At 60.9% G+C, this 22,847-nt stretch carries 25 protein-coding genes; 11 read left to right on the top strand and 14 right to left on the bottom strand.

Features of this window, described 5'->3' with window-relative positions; all coding sequences use genetic code 11:
* Positions 1-54: 54 nt before the first annotated feature.
* The 5 genes from FRT59_RS17000 to FRT59_RS16980 form a co-directional block, all read right to left on the bottom strand.
* Entirely contained in the window at positions 55-3,147 is a 3,093-nt protein-coding gene (locus FRT59_RS17000; RefSeq protein ID WP_198809820.1) for an error-prone DNA polymerase, read from the bottom strand.
* A complete protein-coding gene (locus tag FRT59_RS16995) occupies positions 3,123-4,538 on the bottom strand; it encodes a Y-family DNA polymerase (protein WP_034119974.1) in 1,416 nt (471 codons plus the stop codon). The genes FRT59_RS17000 and FRT59_RS16995 overlap by 25 nt, the downstream gene beginning before the upstream one ends.
* A 7-nt stretch (positions 4,539-4,545) precedes the next feature.
* Positions 4,546-5,160 (bottom strand): translesion DNA synthesis-associated protein ImuA, encoded by a 615-nt coding sequence (imuA, locus tag FRT59_RS16990; protein ID WP_034119975.1) that lies wholly within the window; start codon positions 5,158-5,160, stop codon positions 4,546-4,548.
* Positions 5,160-5,777 (bottom strand): transcriptional repressor LexA, encoded by a 618-nt coding sequence (gene lexA, locus FRT59_RS16985; protein ID WP_153871776.1) that lies wholly within the window; start codon positions 5,775-5,777, stop codon positions 5,160-5,162. Before lexA ends, imuA begins: the two co-directional genes overlap by 1 nt.
* Before the next feature lie 698 nt (positions 5,778-6,475).
* Positions 6,476-7,063 carry an NUDIX domain-containing protein gene (locus FRT59_RS16980; protein ID WP_153871775.1) on the bottom strand — a complete coding sequence of 196 codons (588 nt, stop codon included), beginning with the start codon at positions 7,061-7,063 and terminating at the stop codon, positions 6,476-6,478.
* 243 nt (positions 7,064-7,306) lie between these two features.
* Here FRT59_RS16980 and FRT59_RS16975 point away from each other — a divergent pair, with 243 nt between their 5' ends.
* Together FRT59_RS16975 and FRT59_RS16970 are read left to right on the top strand one after the other, a co-directional pair.
* Complete coding sequence (locus FRT59_RS16975; protein ID WP_034119243.1) at positions 7,307-8,233, top strand: alpha/beta hydrolase; 927 nt, start codon at positions 7,307-7,309, stop codon at positions 8,231-8,233.
* Between the two features lie 311 nt (positions 8,234-8,544).
* The gene (locus tag FRT59_RS16970) at positions 8,545-9,330 is read left to right on the top strand and encodes a DeoR/GlpR family DNA-binding transcription regulator (RefSeq protein WP_153871774.1); all 786 of its coding nucleotides are present in this window, start codon (positions 8,545-8,547) and stop codon (positions 9,328-9,330) included.
* On the opposite strand, the gene FRT59_RS16965 is transcribed toward FRT59_RS16970, so the two are convergent.
* Genes FRT59_RS16965 through FRT59_RS16955 form a run of 3 tightly spaced genes read right to left on the bottom strand, consistent with a single transcriptional unit; the run spans position 9,295 to position 10,663 of the window.
* Positions 9,295-10,017 carry a DUF72 domain-containing protein gene (locus FRT59_RS16965; protein WP_153872054.1) on the bottom strand — a complete coding sequence of 241 codons (723 nt, stop codon included), beginning with the start codon at positions 10,015-10,017 and terminating at the stop codon, positions 9,295-9,297. The genes FRT59_RS16970 and FRT59_RS16965 overlap by 36 nt on opposite strands.
* Before the next feature lie 2 nt (positions 10,018-10,019).
* Positions 10,020-10,451 (bottom strand): DNA methylase, encoded by a 432-nt coding sequence (locus FRT59_RS16960; RefSeq protein WP_153839374.1) that lies wholly within the window; start codon positions 10,449-10,451, stop codon positions 10,020-10,022.
* A gap of 2 nt (positions 10,452-10,453) precedes the next feature.
* On the bottom strand, positions 10,454-10,663 hold the full coding sequence (locus tag FRT59_RS16955) for a hypothetical protein (RefSeq protein ID WP_034119240.1): 210 nt from the start codon (positions 10,661-10,663) through the stop codon (positions 10,454-10,456).
* Between the two features lie 207 nt (positions 10,664-10,870).
* Here FRT59_RS16955 and FRT59_RS16950 point away from each other — a divergent pair, with 207 nt between their 5' ends.
* Positions 10,871-11,431, top strand: a complete 561-nt coding sequence (locus tag FRT59_RS16950; protein ID WP_034119239.1) for a type 1 glutamine amidotransferase domain-containing protein — start codon at positions 10,871-10,873, stop codon at positions 11,429-11,431.
* A gap of 241 nt (positions 11,432-11,672) precedes the next feature.
* Positions 11,673-12,149 carry a PA2171 family ribosome-binding persister protein gene (locus FRT59_RS16945; protein ID WP_153839371.1) on the top strand — a complete coding sequence of 159 codons (477 nt, stop codon included), beginning with the start codon at positions 11,673-11,675 and terminating at the stop codon, positions 12,147-12,149.
* Between the two features lie 65 nt (positions 12,150-12,214).
* Here FRT59_RS16945 and FRT59_RS16940 read toward each other — a convergent pair whose 3' ends face one another.
* The 3 genes from FRT59_RS16940 to FRT59_RS16930 all read right to left on the bottom strand — a co-directional run bounded on the left by FRT59_RS16940 (position 12,215) and on the right by FRT59_RS16930 (position 13,510).
* Positions 12,215-12,421 (bottom strand): PLDc N-terminal domain-containing protein, encoded by a 207-nt coding sequence (locus FRT59_RS16940; RefSeq protein WP_034119237.1) that lies wholly within the window; start codon positions 12,419-12,421, stop codon positions 12,215-12,217.
* A 97-nt stretch (positions 12,422-12,518) separates the two neighbouring features.
* The gene (locus tag FRT59_RS16935) at positions 12,519-13,064 is read right to left on the bottom strand and encodes a putative natural product biosynthesis protein (RefSeq protein ID WP_153871773.1); all 546 of its coding nucleotides are present in this window, start codon (positions 13,062-13,064) and stop codon (positions 12,519-12,521) included.
* A gap of 62 nt (positions 13,065-13,126) precedes the next feature.
* Positions 13,127-13,510 (bottom strand): DUF2946 domain-containing protein, encoded by a 384-nt coding sequence (locus FRT59_RS16930; RefSeq protein WP_153871772.1) that lies wholly within the window; start codon positions 13,508-13,510, stop codon positions 13,127-13,129.
* Positions 13,511-13,704: 194 nt separating this feature from the next.
* Between FRT59_RS16930 and FRT59_RS16925 the strand changes: the two genes are divergently transcribed.
* Both FRT59_RS16925 and FRT59_RS16920 read left to right on the top strand, forming a co-directional pair.
* A complete protein-coding gene (locus FRT59_RS16925; RefSeq protein ID WP_034106413.1) occupies positions 13,705-14,313 on the top strand; it encodes an SCO family protein in 609 nt (202 codons plus the stop codon).
* A complete protein-coding gene (locus FRT59_RS16920) occupies positions 14,313-14,795 on the top strand; it encodes a copper chaperone PCu(A)C (RefSeq protein ID WP_034119233.1) in 483 nt (160 codons plus the stop codon). Before FRT59_RS16925 ends, FRT59_RS16920 begins: the two co-directional genes overlap by 1 nt.
* Before the next feature lie 422 nt (positions 14,796-15,217).
* Here FRT59_RS16920 and FRT59_RS16915 read toward each other — a convergent pair whose 3' ends face one another.
* Complete coding sequence (locus FRT59_RS16915; RefSeq protein ID WP_153871771.1) at positions 15,218-16,411, bottom strand: integrase core domain-containing protein; 1,194 nt, start codon at positions 16,409-16,411, stop codon at positions 15,218-15,220.
* A gap of 317 nt (positions 16,412-16,728) precedes the next feature.
* Between FRT59_RS16915 and FRT59_RS16910 the strand changes: the two genes are divergently transcribed.
* Entirely contained in the window at positions 16,729-17,220 is a 492-nt protein-coding gene (locus FRT59_RS16910) for an HIT family protein (RefSeq protein WP_153871770.1), read from the top strand.
* Here the strand turns inward: FRT59_RS16910 and FRT59_RS16905 are convergent.
* On the bottom strand, positions 17,204-17,686 hold the full coding sequence (locus tag FRT59_RS16905; RefSeq protein ID WP_153871769.1) for a GNAT family N-acetyltransferase: 483 nt from the start codon (positions 17,684-17,686) through the stop codon (positions 17,204-17,206). The two genes, FRT59_RS16910 and FRT59_RS16905, sit on opposite strands and share 17 nt — an antisense overlap.
* Positions 17,687-17,861: 175 nt before the next feature.
* Here FRT59_RS16905 and FRT59_RS16900 point away from each other — a divergent pair, with 175 nt between their 5' ends.
* Positions 17,862-18,197, top strand: a complete 336-nt coding sequence (locus tag FRT59_RS16900) for a hypothetical protein (protein ID WP_034119230.1) — start codon at positions 17,862-17,864, stop codon at positions 18,195-18,197.
* On the opposite strand, the gene FRT59_RS16895 is transcribed toward FRT59_RS16900, so the two are convergent.
* Complete coding sequence (locus FRT59_RS16895) at positions 18,187-19,800, bottom strand: ATP-binding response regulator (RefSeq protein WP_034119229.1); 1,614 nt, start codon at positions 19,798-19,800, stop codon at positions 18,187-18,189. The two genes, FRT59_RS16900 and FRT59_RS16895, sit on opposite strands and share 11 nt — an antisense overlap.
* A 109-nt stretch (positions 19,801-19,909) precedes the next feature.
* Here FRT59_RS16895 and FRT59_RS16890 point away from each other — a divergent pair, with 109 nt between their 5' ends.
* From FRT59_RS16890 to FRT59_RS16880, 3 genes are all read left to right on the top strand, one after another.
* On the top strand, positions 19,910-20,512 hold the full coding sequence (locus FRT59_RS16890) for a LuxR C-terminal-related transcriptional regulator (RefSeq protein ID WP_153871768.1): 603 nt from the start codon (positions 19,910-19,912) through the stop codon (positions 20,510-20,512).
* Between the two features lie 560 nt (positions 20,513-21,072).
* A complete protein-coding gene (locus FRT59_RS16885; RefSeq protein WP_411828939.1) occupies positions 21,073-22,404 on the top strand; it encodes a flavin-containing monooxygenase in 1,332 nt (443 codons plus the stop codon).
* 24 nt (positions 22,405-22,428) lie between these two features.
* Positions 22,429-22,839 (top strand): RidA family protein, encoded by a 411-nt coding sequence (locus tag FRT59_RS16880; RefSeq protein WP_034119226.1) that lies wholly within the window; start codon positions 22,429-22,431, stop codon positions 22,837-22,839.
* The last annotated feature ends 8 nt before the right edge of the window (positions 22,840-22,847 follow it).

Genomic DNA, 22,847 nt, shown 5'->3' with positions numbered 1-22,847 from the left:
GGATGGTTTCATCGGGTATAAATTAGGTGCTCATCCCTGCAAAAACCAGGGGGCTCAGCGAAAGTCCCGGCTGCGCACAGTAACCCCTTCCAGCAGCGGCGTCAGGTCGGTCAGGCGCCCTGCGATCAAGTGCCGCACCTCGCCCACCGCCTCCCAACGGCCGTCCACCTTGAGCAGGCGCGAACCCACCAGCGCCTGGCGCTGACGCTCGGCCAGATCGCGCCAAACCACCACATTGAGGTTGCCGAATTCATCTTCCAGGGTGACAAAGGTCACGCCGCTGGCCGTGCCTGGGCGCTGGCGGCCGGTGACCAGCCCAGCGACGCTCACATTGCGCCCATGCTCCACCGCCAGCAGCTCCTGGGAACTGCGGCAGCGTCGCTTGCGCAACTCGGCGCGCAGCAGCGCCAATGGGTGCGGCCCAAGGGTGGTGCCAACCGTGGCGTAATCGGCAAACAGGTCTTCGCCTACGCTGGGTGCGGGCAACGCCACCAGCGCTTCATCGGGGCTGGGCAAGCCGGCAAACAAACCGAGTTGCTTGTGCACGCCGGCCACGTCCCAGCGCGCCTGATGCCGGTTGCCGGCCAGGGCACGCAAGGCTCCGGCATCCGCCAGCAGTGCCTGGGCACGGGCATCCAGCCCGGCGCGTGTATCCAGGTCGGCGATGTCGCTGAAGATTTGCCGCTGGCGTGCGGCCTCAATACGCCGACCATCGTCCTCGCGAAACCCCGAGATCATGCGCAAGCCCAGGCGAATCGCCGGTTGCTGACCGTCGATAGGCTCCAGGCTGCAATCCCAGTCACTGGCCTGCACATCCACCGGGCGGATCTGCAAGCGATGACGCCGGGCGTCCTGCAGTATCTGGTCCGGGCTGTAGAAACCCATGGGCCAGCTGTTGATCAGGGCACAGGCAAAGGCCGCCGGTTCATGGCATTTGAGCCAGCAACTGGCGTAGGTCAGCAAGGCAAAACTGGCGGCATGGGATTCGGGGAAGCCATAGCTGCCAAAACCTTTGATCTGTTCGAAAATCTGCGCGGCAAACGCTTCGGTGTAGCCGTTCTTGAGCATGCCGGTGCGCAGGCGTTGCTGGTGCGGCTCCAGGCCGCCATGGCGTTTCCACGCGGCCATGGAGCGGCGCAACTGGTCGGCCTCGCCAGGGCCGTAGTCGGCAGCGACCATGGCAATCTGCATCACTTGTTCCTGGAACAGCGGGATGCCCAGAGTGCGTTTGAGCACAGCTTCCAACGCGGGTGAAGGATAGGTTTCTGCTTCCTCTTTATTTCTGCGACGCAAATACGGATGCACCATGCCGCCTTGAATTGGCCCCGGTCGCACGATGGCGACCTCGATTACCAAGTCATAGAATGTCTGCGGCTTGAGCCTGGGCAACATCGACATCTGCGCCCGCGATTCGATCTGGAATACGCCGATGGTGTCGGCCTTGCTGATCATCGCGTAGGTCGCCGGGTCTTCCTTGGGGATGCCTGCCAGGCTCAAGTCCAGGTTGCGATGACGGCGCAGCAGATCGAAACAGCGGCGGATCGCGCTGAGCATGCCCAGGGCGAGGATATCTACCTTGAGCAGGCCAACCGCGTCGAGGTCGTCCTTGTCCCACTGGATGATGGTGCGCTCGGCCATGGCGGCGTTTTCCACCGGCACCAGGGTGTCCAGCGGGTATTCGGAAATCACGAAACCGCCGGGGTGCTGGGACAGGTGCCGGGGAAAGCCGATCAATTGCTGGGTGAGCGTCAGCACGCGGCGCAACAGTGGGCTGTCCGGGTCGAAGCCGCTTTCACGCAGGCGCTCCAGGGGCGGCGTGTCGTCAGTCCAGCGTCCGCAGCAGTCGGCCAGCGCGTTGATCTGGTCCGGCGGCAGCCCGAGGGCCTTGGCCACATCCCGCACCGCGCCAGCCGCATGGTAGCTGCTGACTACCGCCGTCAACGCCGCGCGGTTGCGGCCGTAGCGCTGGAATACGTATTGCAGCACTTCTTCGCGGCGTTCGTGTTCGAAGTCGACGTCGATATCCGGCGGCTCGTTGCGCTCCTTGGACAGGAAGCGTTCGAACAGCATGCTGGTCAGGCTCGGATCAATCTCGGTGATGCCCAGGGCAAAGCACACCGCCGAATTGGCCGCCGAGCCGCGGCCCTGGCACAGGATGGAACGGCTGCGGGCGAAGCGCACGATGTCGTGCACGGTGAGGAAGTAGCTTTCGTAGCCCAGCTCACTGATCAGCTCCAACTCTTTGTTGATCTGCGCCAAGGTCTTGACATCGACCCCCTCGGGCCAGCGCAGGGCGATGCCTTCTTCGGTAACGGTGCGCAGCCAGGATTGCGCGTCATGGCCTGCGGGCACTAGCTCCCGTGGGTAGTGATAGCGCAACTGGCTCAGGTCGAAAGTGCAGCGCCGTGCAACCGCCAGGGTTTCGTCCAGCAATGCTTGCGGGTAGAGCCCGGCCAGAGTATCCAGGCTGCGCAAGTGCCGCTCGCCATTGGGGTGCAACAGCGTGCCGGCGTCGGCCACCGGTACGTGGTGACGGATGGCGGTCATGGTGTCTTGCAGGGCGCGACGGCCGCGAGCATGCATATGCACATCGCCGCAGGCCACGGCGGGGATTTGCAGGCTGGCAGCCAGGTTCAGGCGTTGCTCCAGATGCCGTCTATCGTCCTGGCCGCAATGCAGCTGCACCGCCAGCCACAGACGCTCGGCGAAGGTGCGGTGCAGCCATTGGATTGAGGCTTGGGTGTCGTCGTCTTGCGCCACCCACAGTGCCAGCAGGCCGGGCAGCGGTTGGTCGAAGTCTTCTTGCAGCAGGCGATAACGGCCTTTTTCAGCACGGCGCCGGGCCAGGGTGATCAACCGGCACAGGTGCTGGTAGCCCCTGAGATCTTCCACCAGCAGCACCAGTTTCGGGCCGTTTTCGATGCGCATCTCGCTGCCGATAATCAGCGGCAAGTCCACCGCCTTCGCCGCCTGCCAGGCCCGGACGATGCCCGACAACGTGCATTCGTCGGTGATCGCCAGGGCGCTGTAGCCTTGGGCTTTGGCTCGCTCGAAGAGCTCCAGTGCGCTGGAAGCGCCGCGTTGGAAGCTGAAATTGGACAGGCAGTGCAGTTCGGCGTAACTCATGCAAACCAGCCTTGCAGCCACAGCCCATCGCTTTGGCCCACAATGCGGTAGGCCCAGCCCTGTTGGCCGGCGCGGGTCTGGACCAGGTAATAGTCACGGCGGATATCGGCGCCATCCCACCAGCCGGATTCGATGCGTTCCGGGCCCATCAGGATCTGCACGCCCTGCTCGGCCAGCAAGGTCGGTTCGAGCAACAACCAGCCGGGGCGCCGGACCTTGTTCAGGGTTGGGCATGAACGGCTGTCGGTATTGGCTTGCCAGGCGCATTCGGGGCGGTGGTCGGCGTGAAAACGCAGGCCCTGCACCGCCTCATCCCCCAGGCGCGCGCGCAGGCGTTCGCGCAATTGTTCCCACGGCAGGGTTTGTTGCGGGCGGTCGTCAAACAGGTCATGGCGTTGCGGCACGAACACCGGCAAGTCTTCGGCCATCAGGCGCAAACCGCGCACCGGCGAGGTGACTTGGACTTGCTCCAGGCGCCCACGGGCCAGTTCAAACAGCATCAAAGGCTCGCGCTCGGCGCTGAGCAAGCCGACCTTGATCACGCTGTCGGGCGCCTGGGCATGCTCCAGGTGCAGGTCGAAGCGCTGCACGCCACTGTCGCGCCCGCAGAGAAAAGCCGACAGATCGCCAGTCAAGCGCCGCAAGGGAAAGAGCAGCGCCTGGTGGGATTGCACATCGAAATTCAGCTCGATGCGCGCATCAAACTGGTCCGGTGGTTGATAGAACGCCAGGGCCAATGGCCGTTGCCCGCTCAGGGCGTCGAGGTGCTTGAGCAGGCTGGCTTCAAAGCGCCGCGCCAGGGTATGCCGAGGCAGTGCCTGCACCTGGGCCAGGGTGCGCAGGCCCATGCGCGACAAGGCAGTGGCGGCCTGCGGTTCAAGACCTGCGCGGTCAATGGGCAGCGGCGCCAGGGCCTGCATCAGGGCGCCGTCGTCAGCCACCGCCAGGCCATCGTAAAGGTTCGCCAACACCCGTGCCGCCGCGGGGTTGGGTGCGGCGACAATGCGATGACGAAAACCAAGCTCGGTCAACTCCTTGCGCAAGCGTGCCTCGAACTGCGGCCAGGGCCCGAACAGGCCCAGGCTCGATTCGATCTCGAACAGCAAGGCCCGCGGGTAATACAGGCTGACCTGAGAGCTGAAGCGATAGGCCCAGGCGGCGAGAAACTGCTGCAGGCGCTCGATTTCCAGCGGGTCGTATTCGACGCAGGCAAAGCTTTTGGCCAGGGCATGGGCTGCCGTCAACGATTGGCCCGGCCGCAGGCCCAAGGCGCGAGCGGCGGCGTTGACGGTTTGCAGCACACGCCGCTGCGGCGTGCCGGCCAGCAGCGCCAGGGGTTGGTCGGGCTCGGGGTGCACGCGCTGCGCCCCGTCCAGCGCCAATTGCGGGAAGACAATACACACCCAACGCATGGCAACCTCAATGCCCCGCCAGGGCAATCGGCGCCGGATGGGCCAACCCGCCCCGGCACTTGAGCACCCGTACTTGCGCGGGCCTGGCCTCGACCGCCAGACGCAGGGCGGCGGGCGATGGATTGATCGCGTCACTCAAGGGGCGCCAGGCAAAAGCCAGGGTCTGGCCGGTTTCTGCTGCCACCTGCAAGCGCCTCAAAGCCCGATCATCAGCCTTGCGCGGCCAGCACAACACCGCACCGCAACTGCCGGAGCGCAGGCATTGTTCCACCGCCCACAGCGCGTCGCGCTCCTCGGCCTGGATGATGGAAAGCTGGCGCACATCCACCCCGGCGTTCTGCCAGGCGTGGGGGTACGGTGTATAGGGCGGCGCCACCAGCACAATGCGCTCGCCCAGGGCCGACAAGCGCGCCAGGGTTGGCAGCACCAGTTGCAACTCGCCCACACCGTCCTTGGCCATCAGGATTTCACTCAAGGCCGCTTCCGGCCATCCGCCACTGGGCAGCACCGCATCCAGCGCCGCCAGCCCCGTAGGGTGCACGCTGGCCGGTGGCGCGGCGGGCCGGCCCTTCCAGACTCGCCCGCCATTGAACAGCGAGTCCAGGGCAACCACGGCACCCATCAGCCTTGCCTCACCAAGCCGCAGAACACCCCTTCGATGGCCAGGTCCTGGTCGGGGCCGACCACGATGGGTTGATACGCCGGGTTGCGCGGCAGCAGGCGAACCCGGTCGCCATTGCGCTCGAAACGCTTGATGGTGACTTCACCGTCCAGGCGCGCCACCACAATCTGCCCGTTCAAGACTTCGGCATTGCGGCGTACGCCCACCAGGTCGCCGTCGAGAATGCCGTCTTCGATCATCGAATCGCCCTGGACCCGCAGCAGGTAGTCGGGGGTTTTCGCGAAGGTGGCGGGGTCCAGTTGCAAGCGGCTGTGCACCTCGGCATCGGCACCGATGGGTCGCCCGGCCGCCACACGGCCGAGTACCGGTACATCCAGCCACTCGGGACGCGCGGGTTGATTGAGCAAGCGAATGCCACGGGCCTGGTTGGGGTTGACCTCGATAAAGCCGGCTTCGGTCAGGGCCACCACATGCTTGCGGGCGACGCTGCGCGAGGCAAAGCCGAACGCCTCGGCGATCTCGGCGAGGCTGGGGGGCTGGCCTTGTTGTGCGATGCGATCGCGGATGAAGGTCAGGATGGCGGTACGGCGGGGGGTCAGGATTGTCATGGAGTACATTTGTACTCTTGTGGGATATTTCTGACAATGACCGTCAGTCGGGGTTGTGGGTCTGTCGGTCTGTCGGTGTACATATCCATTGCTGCGGTAACGGCCGCTATTGGTTCCGCTCTTACAGCGGGTCACTTTTGAAAAGAGCCCAAAAGTAACCAAAAGGCTCTTGCCCCACCACTCGGCACCTCGCCTAGGCTCGGTGTGCCCGTAATCCGACATTGATTTGGGGGGCCGCCGCCACGCGCCATCCATGGCGCGGGGCGGCTAAACCGGCATCGAGATCAAAATCGAAAACACAGCGAGGCGGCCTTATAGCCGACCTGATCGTTGAGGCGTACGCGTTCCCCTGTGGGAGCGGGCTTGCTCGCGAAGGCGGTGGGTCAGCCAACCTCAATGTTTGCTGGGCCGACGCCTTCGCGAGCAAGCCCGCTCCCACATTTTGATCTTCACTGCCTTGAGCATTTCGTTCGATTGAATGGCCCGCTCCCACAGAAAAGCAGAAGCACCGCCAGCGTATCTACGATGCGCAGCGAGGTGCCGAGTGGTGGGGCGTGTACGGGACAACCACATGGGTTACTTTTGGGTCCTTCCAAAAGTGACCCGCTGTAAGAGCGGAACCAATAGCCGCCGTTACCGCAGCAACGGATATGTACTCGGTCAAAAAAACCAACATCCGGCCCGGTCGCCAGCGAAAGCAACCTCCCTCACCAGCCGTCTTTCAGCATCCGCAACTCCAGATGCTGCAACAACATGATCGTCTTCCCATCCACAATCTCCCCGCTCTGCACCATCCCCAGCGCCTGCTCGAACCCCAACTCCAACACCTCGATATCCTCGCCCTCCTCTTCCAAACCGCCGCCCGCACCGACCTGATCCCCCGGCTGATACTCACCGATAAAAAAGTGAATCCGCTCAGTCACCGACCCCGGGCTCATGAACGCCGCATAGATTTTCTCCACATGCTTAACCCGATACCCGGTCTCTTCCTCGGCCTCCAGGCGAATGCGTTCTTCGGGGCTGGCGTTATCCAGCAACCCCGCGGCCGCTTCGATCAGGTAACCGGGGTAGTCGTTGACGAAGGTGGGCATGCGGAACTGGCGAATCAACAGCACCGTGCGCTGCTCGCGGTTGTACAACAGGATGGTCGCACCGTTGCCCCGGTCGTACACCTCGCGGGTCTGGGCTTGCCAGCTGCCATCCCGGCGACGCAGGTCGAAGCTGTATTTTTTCAAGAGGTACCAGCTGTCCGAAAGGGTTTCTTCGGCAGTGATGCGAACGGGGCTGTTGTCCATGGTCGGGCCTTTGCTCAAAGGAGCAGGAGCATGTCGCGCTGGCAATACAGCGTCAAGCAAGCCACATACAGCTACAACCCAGGCCCTCTATCTGGTCAAGGCGCGGGGGCGCAATCGGGTGCAGGTGGCGGCGCTGGATTGTTCAATGCTGTAACAAATTCCTCTGTCACGGCCGTCGCATTAATGCCTGCGCGCTCAGGGCTTCTGGTAAAACCCGTGCTTCGTCTTTGTCCTGGAGCCTTCATGCCCTCTCGTTTTATCGCCCGCCTGGGCCTGCGCTGGCTGCCCCTGCTGTGCATGGCTGTACTGATCGTCGGCCTGCCGGTCGGCTGCGCCGTGCTGCAACACAAGGAACGCGAGCTGGTATTTCGCATCGAGCCGGGTACTGCCGGCTGGTACACCGGCCTGCCCAAGGCGGTGCAGGAATTCGAACTCAAGCCCGCCAGTTTCAAATCAGGGCAGAACATTCATGGCTGGTGGTACCCGGCAACCAACCAAGACGCGCCGGCCATTCTCTACCTGCACGGGGTGCGCTGGAACCTCACGGGCCAGTTGTTTCGCATCGAGCAATTGCACGCCCTGGGCTACTCGGTATTGGCCATCGACTATCGCGGCTTTGGCCAAAGCCAGGGCGACCTGCCTTCGGAAACCACGGTGTACGAGGACGCACGCATCGCCTGGGAGCGCTTCCAGACTCTGCAACCAGACCCCAGCAAGCGCCTGATCTACGGGCATTCCCTGGGTGGCGCGGTGGCCATCGACCTCGCCGCCGAGCTGGGCAAGCAGGTACCCCTGCCGGTACGCGGGCTGGTGATCGAATCCACGTTCACCTCCCTGGCGGATGTGGCCACGGCGGTCGCCAACACCTCATTGCCAGTGCGCTGGTTGCTGTCGCAGAAGTTCGATTCCATCGACAAGATTGCCGATATTAATATGCCGCTGCTGGTGGTCCACGGCCTCGACGACCGCTACGTGCCACCGCGTTTCAGCCAACAATTGTTTGAAGCCGCCCAGGAACCCAAGCACCTGCTGCTGGTGCCAGGCGCCAGCCATAACAACAGCATGAGCCTGGCCGGGCGCAACTATGGGCAGGCGCTGGACAACCTGATGCGCACGAAGATGCCCGCCCAGGTGGTGACGCACTCCACAGCTCGCGACAACGCGTCATAAACACGCTTTTCGGCACTGGGTTCGCGCTTGGCTGTCAAGCGCAAACCCTGCCCATGCTGGCCCAAAACAGAAGTTGATCAAATAATGACCTTCTTTGAAATCGCCAACGCTGCCGGGCCTTCGTAAAGTTATCCACAGAGATACCCACGGTTTTCGTGGACAACTCTTTTTATATTTTTACGTTTTTTTTGCTCAGGCAGCGCTTCCAGGTTAAGGAGCAGGTGTCGGCGTAAAAGGCCCGGGCGACCCACCATTGCGTTTACATCACCAGCCGATTAATCTCGCATAAACACGCAAAAAAGCGCACAAACATGCATAACACCCATCAAGCTATCGACCTGCCTTCCTTGCGCAAACAGAAGATCCTGTTGCTGCTCGAACGCGACGGCAAAGTCACGGCGTCGGACCTGGTCGAGCATTTCGCCGTGTCCCAAGACACCATCCGCCGCGACCTCAGCGAACTCGCCGCCGCCGGGTTGCTGCAACGCGTACACGGCGGCGCCCTGCCCCGGCCCAAGGATACCGGCAAGGACTTCTTTACCCGCGTCGGCGAGACCAACGAGGTCAAGCGCCACCTGGCGAGAGTGGCTGCGCAGCGGGTCGAAGACGGCCAGATCGTACTGTTCGATTCCGGCTCCACCACCCTGCAGATCGCCCAGTCATTGCCGCACTCGATCCGCCTCACCGTGGTCACCCCATCACCGATGATCGCCATTGCCCTGGCAGACCATCCCGATGTGAAAGTGATCCTCGCCGGTGGCCAGCTCAACCCCGCCACTCTGTCCACCGGTGGTCACGAAGCGCTGCGCTTGATCCAGGGCGTCAAGGCCGATCTGTTGTTTACCGGCGTGTGCGCCCTGCATCCGCAAATCGGCATCACCTCATTGCATTTCGATGAAGTGGCGGTCAAGCAAGCCTTGCTCGACAGCGCCTCCCATGTGGTGGCAGTGACCACGGCGGATAAACTCGGTGCGGTTGAACCTTTTGTAGTGGCGCCGTGCAGCCGTATTCAGACACTGATTACCGAGTGGGGCGTACCAGGTGTGGACGCTTACGAGCGGTTAGGTCTGGAGGTACTGCGAGTGGCTGTTGAGTAAGGTCAGGGCATCGGTGACGGCATGACCGCTGGCGGTATTATCGAAGATGCACCAGGTGGGGGTTCCGTGTTCAACCGATCGACGTAACAAGCGCGAGTATGCCTGCAGCCGCTCGGGCCCATAAGCACTGTGATAAATCTGCGGCGAACCATGCAGGCGCCAGTAACGCACGCCTTGCCAGGCATCGCCCGGCTCGATTACCGCAGGGTCGGCGGTGACCCAACCGATCTCAAAGGCCTGTAACAAGGTTGCAGCCGCGAGCCAACTGGCATGGCGAGGCTCAAGCACCACAGCACCGGCAAAACGTTGGCGCAGCGCGTCGAAAAAAGCGCCGGCAATCTCAGGCTCATAACGCAGGGACGGTGGCAGTTGAATCAGCAGGCAACCCAGTTTTTCTTCCAGTTGCAGGCATTGCGCGAGGAACTCGTCCAATGCCGTACCACAGTGTTGCAAGCGCAGTTCATGGGTAATTCGCTTGGGCATCTTGACCGAAAAGCGAAACCACGAGGGCACTGATTCACGCCAACGTTCATAGGTTTGAGGCAGATGCGGCCGATAAAACGAACTGTTGATTTCCACTGCGTTGAAACGCGAGGCATAGCGCTGTAGGTGGGTGCCCTGTTCGGCAAACTCTGACCAGTGCTGGCGTGGCAGGCTCCATCCAGCGCATCCCACATACACAGGCAGCGTCAAAACAACACCTTGGCCGCATCACGCATGAATATCTCGATGGTCTTGGGTCCAACCCCCTCGAACTCCCCGAGGCGCTTTTCAAAGGCCGGGCGATCTTCGCTGGCCTCCCTCATCCGAGTGATCCTGCCCCCGTACTCGGCATTCAACTTGGCGCTCAGATCCAGCAGACGCTGGGCAGTGGTCTCGTCATAACGCACGTAATGCGCCCGCCCCAACATCGCAACCAATTGCCGGGAAGTGCAGTGCTGCAGCTTGCGCGCAGTATCCCGCTGCTCCTCTTCGACAATCACCCGGTACGCCTGGGCGGCAATAGGCGCCTGAATGCGCTTGCCCATCAGAAAGCTCGCGATAAACCACTTGAACAGGCTGCTGTCATCGTCGGGTTTGAGCTCGATGCCCAGTTCAGACGCACTGATGGCACGCGCCATGCTCAATGCCCCTTGCTGAGCTTCTCATTGATCGCATTCGTCTGGCGTTCAATGTCCTTGATCGAGGTCGGCGTCACGACCTTGTCGATGGTTTCGGTCTTCGGGTTGGGACGCTCCAGGGTCTGCCCTTTGGTCGCGTCAGCCTTACCCTTTTGTGCATCTTCAGAGCTGATGGGTGCGGGGGTTTTATCGGCGTTCTGGTGCTCGGTCACGGTGCAATCTCCTGGCAATGACGGCCGCCTGAAAGTGGCGGCCCTATGCAGCAGAGCGCTGTGAATTTGGATTAGTTCAAGGAAATTGCCAAGCCATACCGCTGGGTCAACAAGCGCAAAAAAATTTAAACCTTTTGCACAAGTGCCCGCTCAACACTTAGGTATACGGCATCCATTAACATCCATGACCCAAGGAGACACTCGACCATGAGTTCGCAACTCGAAGGCAAGCACATCCTCGTCATCACTTCCAACACCGGCATCGAGCGCGATGAGCTGCTCAAGCCCCTGGAAACCCTGCGTGGCTACGGCGCCACCGTGACCCACGCCTCCAGCAAGGGTGGCACCACCCAGACCTTTGTCGGCGATACCGAAAAGGCCGGCACTGTAGAATCCGACGTTCAATTATCGGATGTGGACAGCAGCAATTTCGATGCGCTGGTCATCCCGGGCGGGACGGTGAATGCCGACACCTTGCGCCAGGATGCTGCCGCGCTGCGCTTGATCAATGACTTCGCCCAGGCCGGCAAAACCATCGCGGCAATCTGCCACGGGCCATGGGCGCTGATTGACGCTGGCGTGATCAAGGGCAAGACCCTGACCTCGTATAAGAGCGTACGTATTGACCTTGAAAACGCCGGTGCTGCGGGTGTGGTCGATGCCGAGGTCAAGGAGTGCAAGGCCAACGGCTGGACCTTGATCACCTCACGTACGCCGGACGATTTGCCGGCGTTCAACGAGGCGATTGCGAGGGCTGTCGCCGGCTGATCACTGCGTTGAAATGAGATCAGGCGCCCAATGGGCGCCTGTTTTCTTTGTGCTGACCGGCGTTGTGCAACCCAGCCAGCGCCTGACCATGCAAGCTGCACGACAGTGCGCTACCGCAAAATATCTATCTATATGATTTAAAACATAATTTTATAACGGCACAAGTTGGTACGCCTGATGCAAAAGCCTCACTACGAGGCGTGCGTTTCGACACGCCCGATAACTACCCGTGAGGTTCTACATGAATGCCATCGACCTTCTCAAAGCCGACCATGAACGCGTGAAAGCCCTGTTGACCCAGCTCAGCGAGTCCACTGAGCGTGGGGTGAAAAAACGCACCGAGTTGCTGGCCAAGCTCGAGATGGAAATCACTCTGCATACCAAGCTCGAAGAAGAAATCCTTTACCCCGCTTTCAGGAAAGCCGGTGGCAAGGAACAGGACATCATGTACCACGAAGCCAAGGAAGAGCACCGCACCGTCGACGCACTGGTGCTGCCCGACCTGAAGCAGACCGAGCCGTCCACCACCGAATTTTCCGGTCGCGTCAAAGTGGTCAAGGAATTGCTCGAGCACCACATCGAAGAAGAAGAAACCGAAATGTTCCCGCAGGCCAGAAAGCTGCTGGGCAAGGCGGTGCTTGACGAGTTGGGGGCTGAAATGGAAGCGATGAAAGCGGCCTATAAAAAAGCCCTGACCCGTAAGCCACTGGCTGCCTGATGCCCAAGTCGCCTTAACGCAAACAGGCGCCTCGATAGGCGCCTGTTCAGTGTGTTGCACAAGGCTCAGTGTTTGTGTTGCTGCGCCATCTCACGCTTGGGCCCGAACATCGCCCACGCGATCAAGCCCAGCAGCGGTACAAAGATCAGGATCACCAGCCACAACCCCTTGGTCTCCCAGCCACTGGTACTGCGCAATACGACGTTGATTGCCCACAATTCCAACAGCAGCAAAATCACCGCCAACGCGATCCAGATATATTCTAATTGCATGAGTCACCTCCTAAGGTCTATGCATTAGGTCAGGCATTAGCGCTCAGGGTTCCATCGGATTTCCAGCCAGCCTACCCTTGTGATGCTCTAGAAAACCTCACGGCACTGGCAACCAGCCACTGAAACCGGCCTGGTGAGTCAACGCGCACCAGGCAAAATCCTCTGCCGGGGCCCAGAGCGCCTGGTGCTCGACACCCGGCAATGGCGCGCCCTTCCAATCGAACACCCTTGAACCTCGCCAGGCCAACACCACGCCCTGGGCCTGGCTTTGATCGGTATTGACCCAACAGGCCGCCGAGGCGGCCATAAAGGCTTCGATGGGTTCGTCGTCGATCTGCGCACAGTACGCGGAGCCCAATAGCCAGCGGCACACGTTCAGGTGGTAGGTCCAGTCCAGCGGTGGCTGATGGCGGTAGGCCCAGGTCATGAAACTGCGAAACAGGTTCAACCCATCCGGCGGGTCAAGCTTGAGCAGCGCCGGGCAGATATCGAACAAGGTGTGCCAATGGGGCAACAGGCGTGCATCCAGATGCACAAAACAGCGGGAGTTACTGGGGTAATCCGGCAGCGCCGGTTCCGCACGCAGGCGGCGAGCCGCCTTGCTGACCAGGCGGCTGGCGCCTGCAGGCAATAGAGGATTCATGAATCACACTCACAGTCGTGACGATAGAACGCCTCCTGTTCACAGGAGGCCCAAGGCACACGTCAGGATGCGGGGGAAGCGCGAGGGTTGGCTGAGGGCCAGGAATAACGCGGCGGTGCCTTGTTGCGCCGCTCATGGGCAGGACGCGGGGTTTGCCCCAGGCCCAACAACCAGGCCAGGCCAATCAGGAACACGATGGCAACGGTGACGGCACTGCAGACCGGGCAGGCAAAGTAGTTCGAGATGTTGCTGGAATTTGGGTTGGCCAACCCTTTGTCGGAAATTGGCAACTGCCCGCCGTCCACCGAACAGAACAGCCCACCGATGCCATTGAGTTGCTGGCCCATCATCTGGCCATGCCCCAAACCGCAGGCGAACAGGTTCATCAGCACGCAGAAGTACAGGGCCCAGGCGATCAGCGAACGGTCACAGTGGCGCAATTTCATGGCGGCGACTCTACCACCGAAGCCGCAAAAGGATGAAGTGCAGTGCGCACCTGTGGCAGAACGTCGCAGATTACGCGGGCCAGCCAGGGTTGCTAGACTGTGCGCCCTCCTCGTTTCTACGTTTCAAAGCCTGGCTTTCAAAGCCTGATGTGTAGATCCAGAGCAATGCAGGCGTTTCACAGGATGCACAGTTGATGAGTACGTTATTCACCCGCCGCAAAGTGCTGACCGGCATGGGCCTGTTGGGCCTGGGCAGCCTGCTGGGCGGCTGTGACTACAGCCCCAAGCTGAATTTCAAATACGGCAAGGACCTCAGTGACAAGATCATGGGCCGCACCTTCAAGCTCAAGAATACCGACGGCGAAACCGTCACCCTGAGCTCGTACCGTGGCCTGATGCCGGTCGTGTTCTTCGGTTTCACCCAGTGCCCGGCGGTCTGCCCGACCACCCTGGCACGCGCCGCCCAGGCCAAGAAACTGATGGGCCGCGACGGTGAAATCATGCAGGTAGTGTTCATCACCCTCGACCCCGAGCGCGACACCCCCGAAATCCTCGACAAGTACGTCAAGGCCTTCGACCCCAGCTTCGAAGCGCTCTACGGTACGCCGGAAGAAATCGCCGTGGCCGCCAAGGAGTTCGGGATCTTTTATGAAAAGATCCCCGCCGGCGACACCTACACCCTGTCCCACACCGCCACCAGTTTCGTGTTCGACACCCGTGGCAACCTGCGCCTTGGCTTGCAGGCGTCCCTTACCGCTAAAGAGTGCGCAGAAGACCTGCTCACCGTCATGGAGGTCTGCTAATGACTGCCGTTCAACACCTCAAACGCCTGACCCTGGGCCTCACCCTGCTGGGCCTCGCCGCCCACGCCAGCGCCCAGGTGCTGGTGACCGACGCCTGGGTACGCGCCTCCGTACCAGGCCAGCCATCCAGCGGCGCGTTCATGACCGTCACCGCCGACCGCGACAGCGAACTGTTGAGCGTGGCCTCGCCGGTGGCCAAGGACGTGCAGATCCATGAAATGAGCATGAAGGACGACGTCATGCGCATGGGCCCGGTGGACTCGGTGGCCCTGCCCGCAGGCAAAGCAGTCAAGCTTGATCCGGACGGCTACCACGTGATGCTGATGGGCCTGACCGGTCAGATCAAGGAAGGCGACCAGGTGCCGCTGACCCTCACGGTGCAGGATGCCAAGGGTGAAAAGCAGATCGTTGAAGTCAAGGCCGCGGCCAGGGGCCTGGATGGCATGGATCACAGCAAGATGGATCACAGCAAGATGCATTGATTGCTGCATCCGCGTCCCCCTGTGGGAGCGGGCTTGCTCGCGAAGGCGGTGTGTCAGCCAACATCAATGTTTGCTGGACCGACGTCTTCGCGAGCAAGCCCGCTCCCACATTTGATCTTCGCTGCCTTGAGCATTTCGTTCGCTTAACTGACCCGCCCCCACAGAAAAGCAGAAGCGCCGCCAGCGTATCTACGATGCGAAGCGAGTCGCTCTTGATCTGGCTTTTGATCTCAGGCGCCCCGTTAAACCACGCTGGCCGAACGCAGGCTTGAATCCGTGGGTAACCCGGCAGGACGCCGGGTTAGCCGCACTGGGCCAGGGATGGCCCATTGCGGCGGCCCACGGATTCAAGCCTGCGTTCGGGCACACCGAGCCACAGCGAGGTGCCGAGTGGTGGGGCGTGTACGGGACAACCACATGGGTTACACAAAAGTGCACTCACATAGGTACACTTTGAGTGAAATATAGCCGTCCTTGTCTGCATTCCTCGCATCCATTTGTCCGAGGATCACTGGGCCGAAAATAACAGCCCACACATCGTCGCTCAGCATCTCCAATCCAATAGTCTGGTATTTCAGTACATTCCCCACATAAATCCGTAGACCTGACCGATAAATCATCCCGTTTGAGTCAGCCCGGTAACACTCAATATGACTTGCATAACCCATCTCCGGCAGTTTCTCCGGATAGGCTCGAGGTGAAGGTGAATAGCATGAAGCCGGTGTTTTCTGGCTCAGCGCTTCATGCCCTCGCTCGTAATTGTAGTGCTGTATGAAACGATCAAAGTGTTTCTGCTGAGACTCCCAAGCAACTGCAGGTGGATTGGGTAGAGTGCTTTTCAGTGTTCGGTGCATACGCTCGTGCCGGCCATTTTGGTCTGGCCGACCGGGCTCGATACGCTCTGGAATGATCCCCAGCCGTAGCCACCAGATCGACAACTGTGACAGCCCTCCGCGCCCTGTGCTGGCAAACGGCACTCCGTTGTCAGTACGGATGCGCTCAGGCAAACCATACTCGCGAAACACCCGTTCGAACGTCTCTTGGGTCTCCTTGAAATTGGTGCTGGGCATGCTCTGACAGGCGAGCAAGAAGCGACTGGCATGGTCCATGATCGTTAGCGGATAACACCATACGCCCGCACCCGTTAGGTACTGGCCTTTGTAGTCAGCACTGAAAAGCTGATTAGGTACATCTGCCTTACGTAACGGTTTTGGATAGACAGCAACCCTTGGCCGCAAGGGTCGCGGCGTGATCAGATCGGCTGCTTTGAGGATGTTATAAATAGTCGTTTTCGAGGGCGGATCCTGGTCCGGAAAACGCTTTATCAAATCACTCTGGATCTTTTTCGGCCCAGGGATTGTCTCGCCTATAGAACGAAGTTCGATAATCGCCTGCTTTACCGCCAAAGGCACCACATAAGTCTGCTGGTGCCGACGACGACTACGCTCATCAAGCCCACTGGGACCTTCTGCTTTGTATCGCTCGACCCACTTGTAGCCGGTCTTTCGGCTGATTTCATAGTCTCGACATAGCTGGCTAAGGCTGTGTTTTCCAGTCATATATTCAGCTACAAACATCACTTTTAGGTCCATAGGTTTCAGCTCTTTCCAGGGCATGGTCAGATCCTCGCGAAATCGACCCTGCCGGTTAAAAACTGTTACCTATGTGCGTGAACTGATTTGTAACCCATGTGGGTGAGTCATACCGGCGAGGACCTTTTGGTTACTTTTGGGTCCTTCCAAAAGTGACCCGCTGTAAGAGCGGAACCCTAAGTAGCCGTTACCGCAGCACCGGATATGTACTCGGTCAAAAACATCCTGGCCAGCTGTCAGGCCACCAGCGCGAGCAAGCTCCCTCGCCACAGGTTCGGAGCCACGCCCATTCAAGAAGATACTTGTTATCCTGCCGCTCCAACCCACATGGACGCGTGCTGATGCAAGTCGACCCCGCCTTCGTTCTTCACCAGACCGAGCACTGGCTGCTCAACCATCACCTGGCATCAAAGCTGCCGGGCTACTTGATGCTGGGCGCCAAGGCACCGATTGATTCGCTCGCCGATATGCCCGAAGCCGCGCTGGCCGAGCTGGGCGGCTTGCTCGCCAAGACCCAGCGGGTGATGGAAACTCAGCTCCAGCCAAAATGGCTGTACATCAGCCGCTACGGCCATATGCCAGGCTTCCCGCTGCACTTTCACTTCATCCCCGTCTATGACTGGGTAGAACAAGCGTTCTGGCGAGATGAGCGTTATCGGCTTTTGCACGCCTTTGGCGCCCAGGAACCGGCGCAGACACTCACCGATGGGGCCGAACTGACCCTGTTTGTGTGGCGCGAGTTTGGTGAAAGCACCACACCGCCGCAGACTCAAGGGCCCGGGGTTGAGCAAGTGATTGAGCAGTTAAGCGCAGCCTTCAAGATTCCGGCATGACCAACAGCCGCTTTGCCATCGGAATACATGCCAGCACCAACCCCGACGGCGAGTGATACACCGCCTGTTCATCACCCACATAACCGCACGCACGGTAGAAACTCACCGCATTCAAGGTCGCATCCAGCACCACCTCTTCAATGGCCCGCTGCCGTGCTACGTCCTCCAAGTGGGCAAGCATCGCCTTGCCATAACCCCGCCCGGTGAAGGCGGGCCGCACGAACAACGCCCCCACTTCGTTGTTATCAAGGTCTAGCATGCCGGTGGCGATGGCTTCACCGTTCACCCACCCCAGGTAAAACTGTTTATCCATCAGCGCGTCATAGCCATCGGCGGCTTTGCCCCGTGTCCAGAGCGCCATCTGCTCGGCGCTATAGGCGCCAATGCATTGACTGCGGATGGCTTCTAGGCGGATGTCAAACGCGCGATTGGCGTCCTCGGGGGTAGCGCGGGTAATCTCCAGCATTGCGATTTCCTTGTGTGACCTCAATTTGCCATTAGCCCATTTGTGCTAATCGACCCATCCAACCTGCGGCGCTATATTCCTCGGCACTTCCAACGCTCCTCAGGCACCGCGCATCCATTGCGCGCGGGTTCGTTGTGCGTTGGAAAAACCATAACAACCCCAAGGAAGAAGCACCATGAAACTCCCATCCCCCGTTACTCGCCTTGCCTTGCTGGGCGCCCTGATCATCGGCGTCGCCGGTTGCAGCAATATCAAACCCACCGAAGACCACCTCAAGACGCTGTCGGAAACCAACCTGGGCGAGCCGGTAAAACGTATCTCCAATGTGCGCAGCGACTCCATGACCACCTATTACGTGGCCAACACCGCCTCCGGTGAATACAACTGCTCCGTACCCAGCGGTGCCAGTGGTGGCGCCTTTGCGATTGCCAGCTTCGGCCTGATGAAGCCAGCCGCCTACTGCATGCCCAAAGGGGCGCGTGGCAACGGGCTGACGCCATTCATGCAGTAATGTTCTGCTGGCTGAGGTCGCGCAACCTGCCGCGCAGTTCCGCCGGGCGTACCGGCTTGGACAGGATGGCGATCTGACGGTCGTGCAACGCAGCCTGGATTTTCTCCACGTCATGACCGGTGAGGATCAACGCCGGCACCGCCCAGCCGCGCTGCTGGCGTAGCTGGTCGATGCATTCGATACCGGTGGCGTGGTTGCCCAGGTCGTAGTCGGCGACGATGATGTCGCAGTCGCTGACCAAGCCCTGCCCGCTGGACTCGGCCTGTACCTCGCACCCCCAACGCTCCAGCAAGGCCTGGGTGGCGAGCAGCACGTTGTGATCATCTTCCACCAGGCACACTTTCAACCCGGTAAGCAGGCCGGCCTGGCGTGCATCGTCGCGCAACGCCGGTTGACGTGGCGCGGTGGCCAGGGCCAGGCCGTGCAGGCTCACGGAGGTACCCCGGCCCACCCGCGAACGCAGGCTCACCTGCAACCCCATCAATTGCCCCAGGCGCTTGACGATGGACAGCCCCAGGCCGACGCCTTCAACGTCTTTGTCGCGCAGTTGGCGCACGCGATAAAACTCTTCGAAGACCTTTGACAAATGCTCCCTGGCAATCCCCCGCCCCTGGTCATGCACTTCCACCGCCAGGCCGTTATCGCGAATGCGGACGCCGATCAGCACCGGCCGTTGCGCACCGTATTTAAAGCAATTGGAGAGCAGGTTTTGCACCATGGTCGCCAACATTCCTGGGTCCACCAACACCCAGTGGGCGCAAGGCCGCAAGCGCAAATCCACGCCAGCCCAGCGTGCGGCTTCAGCGTTCTGGCGTACCAGGTCGGCGAGGAAGTCGCCCAGGTGGACCACTTGGTATTTGGGCAGCAGGCGGCCGTTGTCGAGCGTGTAGAGATCGAGAATCGAACGGAACAATTGCGACACGTTAAGCAGCGAGCGGTCGATATTGTCCACCAGCCGCCGCTCGTCATCCCCCAGCCGGGCTTCGCGCAGGCAGGCGGTGAACAGGCCGATGGAGTGGATCGGCTGGCGCAGGTCATGACTGGCCTGGGCGAGAAAGCGGGACTTTTCAAGGTTCGCGGCGATGGCTTGTTCGGATGCCTTGCGCGTGCGTTCCAGCAGAATATGCGCATACACCGGGATCACCGTGCTGGTGATCATCAGCATCAGTACCATGAACGGCTGCGCCTGCCACAGCGGCGTGAGCTGGTACACGATCAACAGCGCCAGCAACGCCAGCCCCGTGGCAATCGCCAGGTAGCGCGAGCCGTAGCGCATGCCGTTGCCCAGGTTGACCCACACCATCACCGCATACAGTGGCAACGCTGCTTCACCGCCCACCACCAGGCCGAACGAAGTGCCGGTGTAGTCGTGGAGCATGCCGAAGATCCGCCGCGTCGGGTAATGCCCGGGCCAGCGTGCGATCACCTGGCGCAACGCAATGGACGCCAGCAGGAACAGGAAGATATACAGGATCACCGGCAGGTAGGTGTCCAACGAATGTCCGGGCAAGAAGCCCAGCGCGCCGATGTACACAATGGCGATGCTGGCCACTACGATGCGCAGGTTGGCCTGGTCGAGTTCGGAGTTGGTCTCGATACTCATGGGTTACGTCCTTGTCACGTGCCTACAATGTCTAAGTGTTAAGCGGGCATCGGGCCCGCTGGTAAAGTAGCATGCCTCAGCACAGCCTTGCCCCAGGAAGGAGCACACCATGACCGGCCGGATCATCATCGCCGACGACCACCCGATGTTTCGCGAAGGCATGGCGCGCACCGTGCAACGCCTGCTGCCCGGCGCCCTGGTCCAAGAAGCCGGCGACCTGGCGACGGTGAATGCGCTGCTGCGCGAGGCGGGCGAAGTCGACACCCTGATCCTCGACCTGCGCTTCCCCGGCCTGACCTGCATCAGCCAACTGGCCGACCTGCGCCAGCAGCTGCGGCGCACTACCCTGATCGTGGTATCGATGGTCGACGACGCCACGTTGATCGAACAGGTCATGGCCCTGGGCGCCGACGGGTTTATCGGCAAGAACATCGCCCCCGACGAGATCGGCCAGGCGCTGCTGGCGATCCGCGACGGCGAAGTATTGGTCAAGTTCGCACCTTCGGGTCTGCTGCCCCTCGACACTCACACCCTCACCACCCGCCAGCAGGAAGTGCTGCGCCTGATTGCCCAGGGCAAGACCAACAAGGAAATCGCCAAGGCCCTGGATATCTCGCCGTTTACCGTGCGTATCCATGTGTCATCGCTGCTGCGCACGCTGGACGTGCCGTCACGGGCGGCGGCGGCGGTGAAGTATTCGGGGGAGTTCTAGGTGGTCTGGTATGCCCAGTACATATCCATTATTTAGGTAACGGCTGCTATTGGTTCCGCTCTTACAGCGGGTCACTTTTGAAAAGAGCCCAAAAGTAACCAAAAGGCTCTTGCCCCACCACTCGGCACCTCGCTTAGGCTCGGTGTGCCCGTAATCCGACATTAATTTGGGGGGCCGCCGCCACGCGCCATCCATGGCGCGGGGCGGCTAAACCGGCATCCCTGCCGGTTTACCCCCCAAATCAATATCGAATTCCGGCCAGCGTGGTTTAACGGGGGGCTTAAGATCAAGATCAAAAACACAGCGAGGCGGCCTTATAGCCGACCTGATCGATGCTGCGTGCGCGTACCCCCTGTGGGAGCGGGCTTGCTCGCGAAAGCGGTGTGTCAGTCAACATCAATGTTTGCTGGGCCGACGCCTTCGCGAGCAAGCCCCCTCCCACATTTGACCGAGTAGCATCAGTTAGCCCCTCACACACGCCGCTCTGCATCCGATATTTATGCTCAATTCCCAACTTAATAATATTTTATTAATCCCCCGCCGCCCCCTAACTTGACGTCATGCCCAAGCTGAATCCAACTGCATTACGCAAGGACAGACACATGACTCAAGCAATAACAAAAATAGACACGCTGGTAGTGGGAGCCGGTCAAGCGGGCGTAGCCATGAGCGAGCATCTGAGCAAGCAAGGCGTGCCGCACCTGGTGTTGGAGCGCAGCCGTATCGCCGAGCGCTGGCGTACCGGGCGCTGGGACTCGTTGGTCGCCAACGGCCCGGCCTGGCACGACCGCTTTCCCGGTCTGGAATTCGACGATGTGCCTGCCGATGGCTTCGCGCCCAAAGAGCGCGTAGCGGATTATTTTGAAACCTATGCCCGCAAGTTCAATGCACCGATCCGCACCGGCGTGGACGTCACCTCAGTGGTGCGTAACATCGGCCGCCCCGGCTTTACCGTGCACACCAGCGATGGCGTGATCGAAGCCAACCGCGTGGTGGCCGCCACCGGGCCGTTCCAGAAGCCGGTGATTCCGGCCATCGCGCCGAAAGACACCGCGCTGCACCAGATCCACTCCGCCGACTATCGCAACCCCGCGCAACTGCCAGCGGGTGCTGTACTGGTAGTAGGTGCCGGTTCTTCCGGTGTGCAAATCGCCGATGAATTGCAGCGCTCCGGTCGCCAGGTGTACCTGTCGGTGGGCGCCCATGACCGCCCGCCCCGCGCCTATCGCAACCGGGATTTCTGCTGGTGGCTGGGGGTGTTGGGCGAGTGGGACCAAGCAGCGATGAAACCTGGCCGTGAGCACGTGACCATCGCAGTGAGCGGTGCCCACGGCGGCAAGACCATCGACTTCCGTGAACTGGCCCAGCAAGGCATGACCCTGGTCGGCCTGACCCAAGCCTTCGACGGCAACGTGGCCACGTTCCAACCCAACCTGGTGGAAAACCTGGCACGCGGCGACGAAAACTACCTGGCCTTGTTGGACGCGGCCGACGCCTATATCGAGCGCAACGGTCTCGACCTGCCCCTGGAACCGCAAGCGCGGCGCGTGTTCCCCGACGCCGAGTGCATCAAGCACCCGATCCTGCAACTGGACCTGGCCCAAGCCGGCATCACCTCGATCATCTGGGCCACCGGGTTCGCCGTGGACTACAGCTGGTTGCAGGTCAATGCGTTTGACGCCGCCGGCAAGCCGCAGCATCAACGCGGTGTAGCCAGCGAAGCCGGCATTTACTTCCTCGGTTTGCCGTGGCAATCGCGGCGCGGCTCGTCGTTTATCTGGGGCGTGTGGCACGACGCCAAATACGTGGCCGACCACATCGCCATCCAGCGTCAGTACCTTGAGTACCGCGAAGCCGCCCCGCTTGTCCGCCCGACCCCTGTCAGCGCCTGATCACTTTTTCCCGGAGTTTTTTTGATGCCTACCCACACTCGCATCCGCATGTTCAACACCAAGCAAACCTACCCCAACCAGAGCCTGGACAACGACCTGTGCCAGGCCGTGCGTGCCGGCAACACCGTGTATGTACGCGGCCAGGTGGGCACTGATTTCGACGGCAACCTGGTGGGCCTCGGCGACCCACGCGCCCAGGCCGAGCAGGCGATGAAAAACGTCAAGCAACTGCTCGAAGAGGCCGGCAGTGACCTCAGCCATATCGTCAAGACCACCACCTATTTGATCGACCCACGCTACCGCGAGCCGGTGTATCAGGAAGTCGGCAAGTGGCTCAAGGGCGTGTTCCCGATTTCCACCGGGCTGGTGGTCTCGGCCCTGGGCCAGCCGCAGTGGCTGATGGAAATTGATGTGATCGCGGTTATTCCAGAGTAAGGAGGCTA

It is taken from the genome of Pseudomonas haemolytica, assembly GCF_009659625.1.
GTDB classification, from domain to species: Bacteria; Pseudomonadota; Gammaproteobacteria; order Pseudomonadales; family Pseudomonadaceae; genus Aquipseudomonas; species Aquipseudomonas haemolytica.
Note: the sequence above shows the minus strand (reverse complement) of the source record. Positions and strands in the feature narration are given on the sequence as shown.